Source organism: Gardnerella sp. c10Ua_244, from assembly GCF_055818055.1.
On the sequence record NZ_JARFVS010000031.1, the window covers coordinates 1 to 551 of the forward strand.

Genomic DNA, 551 nt, shown 5'->3' on the forward strand with positions numbered 1-551 from the left:
CGCCTTGTTAGCATCCATCCACGTTTCCGAATCCATTAAATGCGACAGTTTCACACGGTTAAGCCCTGTTTTAATCTCGTAAGCGTTAATAATGGACTCTTTGACCTCATCAAGCATTGATATTGCTTTTTCCATTTCGCTTCTGTTTCCAAAAGCAACCGTCATAGGATTATGAATCATAAGCATTGACACCGGGCTCATATAAACCTTTGTGCCAGCCATCGCAATAACCGATGCCGCAGACGCTGCAATCCCATCAATCTTTACCGTCACACAACCCTTGTAATCCATGAGCATGTTATAGATTTGTGCCGCAGCCACACAATCGCCGCCGGGAGAGTTAATCCACACGGTAATATTCCCACTACCAGCGTTTAACTCGTCTTTAAAAAGTTGTGGGGTTACATCATCATCAAACCATGATTCTTCAGCAATCGTACCGTTAAGAAACAGCGTTCTCTCAAAAATCTCATTATTCTCATTAGTCTCATTGTTTTCCTTTTGGTTTTTCCACTGCCAAAACTTCCTCATTACCTTTTTCCTCCTTTCCG

1 protein-coding gene is annotated in these 551 nt (G+C 42.5%); it reads right to left on the reverse strand.

All coding sequences use genetic code 11. From position 1 onward, the window contains the following. A partial coding sequence (locus tag P0108_RS07170; RefSeq protein ID WP_473730944.1) for a head maturation protease, ClpP-related occupies window positions 1-531 on the reverse strand: 531 nt, incomplete at its 3' end. Window positions 532-551: the final 20 nt, after the last annotated feature.